Annotated in this window: 2 protein-coding genes and 1 pseudogene; 1 reads left to right on the top strand and 2 read right to left on the bottom strand. The window is 71.9% G+C overall.

The window, feature by feature from the left end:
- Both HC022_RS24250 and HC022_RS24245 read right to left on the bottom strand, forming a co-directional pair.
- A pseudogene (locus HC022_RS24250) lies at positions 1 to 159 on the bottom strand (4'-phosphopantetheinyl transferase superfamily protein); the annotation flags it as partial.
- A 46-nt stretch (positions 160 to 205) separates the two neighbouring features.
- Positions 206 to 958 (bottom strand): pyridoxine 5'-phosphate synthase, encoded by a 753-nt coding sequence (locus HC022_RS24245; protein ID WP_167454103.1) that lies wholly within the window; start codon positions 956 to 958, stop codon positions 206 to 208.
- Between the two features lie 202 nt (positions 959 to 1,160).
- Here HC022_RS24245 and HC022_RS24240 point away from each other — a divergent pair.
- Positions 1,161 to 2,380, top strand: a 1,220-nt coding sequence (locus HC022_RS24240) for an ABC transporter transmembrane domain-containing protein (RefSeq protein ID WP_167454102.1), incomplete at its 3' end; no start/stop codon positions are given.

The raw sequence follows: 2,380 nt of genomic DNA, 5'->3' as shown, positions 1-2,380 counted from the left end.
CCACCGCTTGGCGTAGGTGCCCGCGACGTCTGCGCGGCGCTCGGCCTTGCGCTGCTCGGTCTCGGTGAAGACGCGGTTGCGGAACCGGTCGCCGAAGCGCTCGAGTGTGCCCGCGATGCGGTCGATGTTGGCGAGATCGGTGCCGATTCCGAGGATCACCGTGCGCTCCCGCGCGAGGGCTCGAGGCAGTAGTGGGCGGGCGCGGTCACGCCCGCGCCTCGTCCATCAGCCGGCGCATCTCGGCGATGGCGGGGCCGAGGCCGCGGAAGATCGCCTCGCCGATCAGGAAGTGCCCGATGTTGAGCTCGATCACCTCGTCAAAGGCCGCGACCGGCTTCACCGTGTCGTAGGTCAGCCCGTGGCCGGCGTGGACCTCGAGCCCCAGCGAATGGGCATAAGCGGTCATGTCGCGCAGCCGCGCGAGCTCGGCGTCGCGCTCGTCGAAGCGGCCCTCGGCGTGGAGGTCGCAGTAGTGGCCGGTGTGCAGCTCGACCACCTGAGCGCCGATGCGTGCCGAGGCCGCCACCTGCGCCTTGTCGGCACCGATGAACAGCGACACGCGGCAGCCGGCCTCGCGCAACGGGTCGATGAAATGGGCGAGGCGGTTCTCGTTCATCGCCACCTCGAGCCCGCCCTCGGTGGTCACTTCCTCGCGCTTCTCGGGCACGATGCAGACCGCGTGCGGCTTGTGGCGCAGGGCGATGGCCTGCATCTCGTCGGTGGCGGCCATCTCGAGGTTCAGCGGCAGGGTCAGGCTCTCTATGAGCCCGGCGATATCCGCGTCCGAGATGTGCCGGCGGTCCTCACGAAGATGCGCGGTGATGCCGTCGGCACCGGCCTCTTGGGCAATCTGCGCGGCGCGCAGCGGGTCGGGATAGGCGCTGCCACGGGCGTTGCGCACGGTGGCGACGTGGTCGATGTTGACGCCAAGCCGCAGGCGTCCGGCATAGTCGGTCATGGGGTCCTCGCGAGGGATGCGGTAACGGTCGGACAGTAGACCGGGCGCTGCGCGGGGGAAACCGCTTTTCCGCCGTCGCCGAGGGGCGTTTGCGCGGGTGCGCCGTGGCAGGGGTGGCGGAGTGCCGCGGTCCCGGGATTTGCCATGGGCCCTCCACCGTGGCTAAAGGGGCAGGCGAACCAATTGCTTGCAAGAGGTCCTCATGGCCAGACGCGCGTCCCCCGACCGGCTGCTTCCTGCAAAGGCCCAGGCCACCCTGCGCCGTGCCGCGCTGCTTTCTGCCCTAGCAGCGGCGGCCTGGCCGCTGCAAGCGCTGCTGATCGCCTGGGGCATCGGCGGCTGGGTCTCAGGCGCGCCGGGCTCGGCCAGCCTCGGGGTCGCGGCGGGCTTTGCGGCGGTGGGCATCGCGCGGGCGGGACTCGACCGGGTGGCGGCGCGGCTCGCCTTCCGTGCGGCCGACGGGGTCATCCACGACCTGCGCCAGCAGCTTCTGACGCGCGAGGCGCTGCGCCCCGGCGCGGGCGCCTCTTCGGCGGCGCTCGCGGCGATGCTGACCGAGAAGCTCGCGGTGCTGGGCCCCTGGATCACCCGCTACCGTCCCGCCATGGCGCGCACGCGGCTGGTGCCGCTCTTGATCCTCGCGCTGGCTTTCTACGTCTCGTGGGCGGTGGGGCTCGTCTTCCTTGTCGCGGGCCCGCTGATCCCGGTGTTCATGGCGCTGGTGGGCATGGCCGCCAAGGAAGCGAGCAGCCGCCAGATGGTCGAGATCGGCGACATGAACACGCTGCTCATCGACCGCATCGCGGCGCTTCCCGACATCCTGCTGCTGAACGCGGGCGATGCCTCGCGCGCGGCGTTCGAGGCCCGCGCCGAGGGGCTGCGCGCCCGCACCATGGCGGTGCTGCGCATCGCCTTCCTCTCCTCGACCACGCTCGAGCTTTTCGCCGCAATCGGCGTCGCCATGGTGGCAGTCTTCGTGGGCTTCTCGCTGCTCGGCGAGGTAACCTGGGGCAGCTGGGGCGGGCTGACGCTGAGCGAGGGCATCTTCCTGCTGCTGCTGGCGCCCGAGTTCTTCCAGCCGCTGCGCGATCTTGCCGCCGCGTGGCACGACAAGGCGGCAGCCGAGGCCGTGGCCGACGAGCTTGACGCGCTGGGCGGTGACGACACCGCGCCGGTGCTGGGGCAGGGCGCGCAGGCCGCAGCGCTGGCGGGGCCCGCCTCGGTGGCGCTGCGGGGCGTCACGGTGCCGCGCGGGGCGCAGCAGCTGGCGCTGCCGGATATCGAGGTCGGGCCGGGCGAAAGCGTGGCGCTGTCGGGTCCCAGCGGCGCGGGCAAGTCCACCATGCTCGACCTGCTGGCCGGCCTGTTGGCGCCCGCCGAGGGGCAGATCGTCGTCGCAGGGCAGCCGCTGACCGCCAGGAT

The organism is Salipiger sp. HF18 (assembly GCF_011806505.1).
Taxonomy (GTDB): domain Bacteria; phylum Pseudomonadota; class Alphaproteobacteria; order Rhodobacterales; family Rhodobacteraceae; genus Salipiger; species Salipiger thiooxidans.
Note: the sequence above shows the minus strand (reverse complement) of the source record. Positions and strands in the feature narration are given on the sequence as shown.

Bases quoted from the DNA above. Each gene is read 5' to 3' on its own strand.
- HC022_RS24245 (WP_167454103.1), bottom strand. From the start codon at position 958: ATGACCGACTATGCCGGACGCCTGCGGCTTGGCGTCAACATCGACCAC.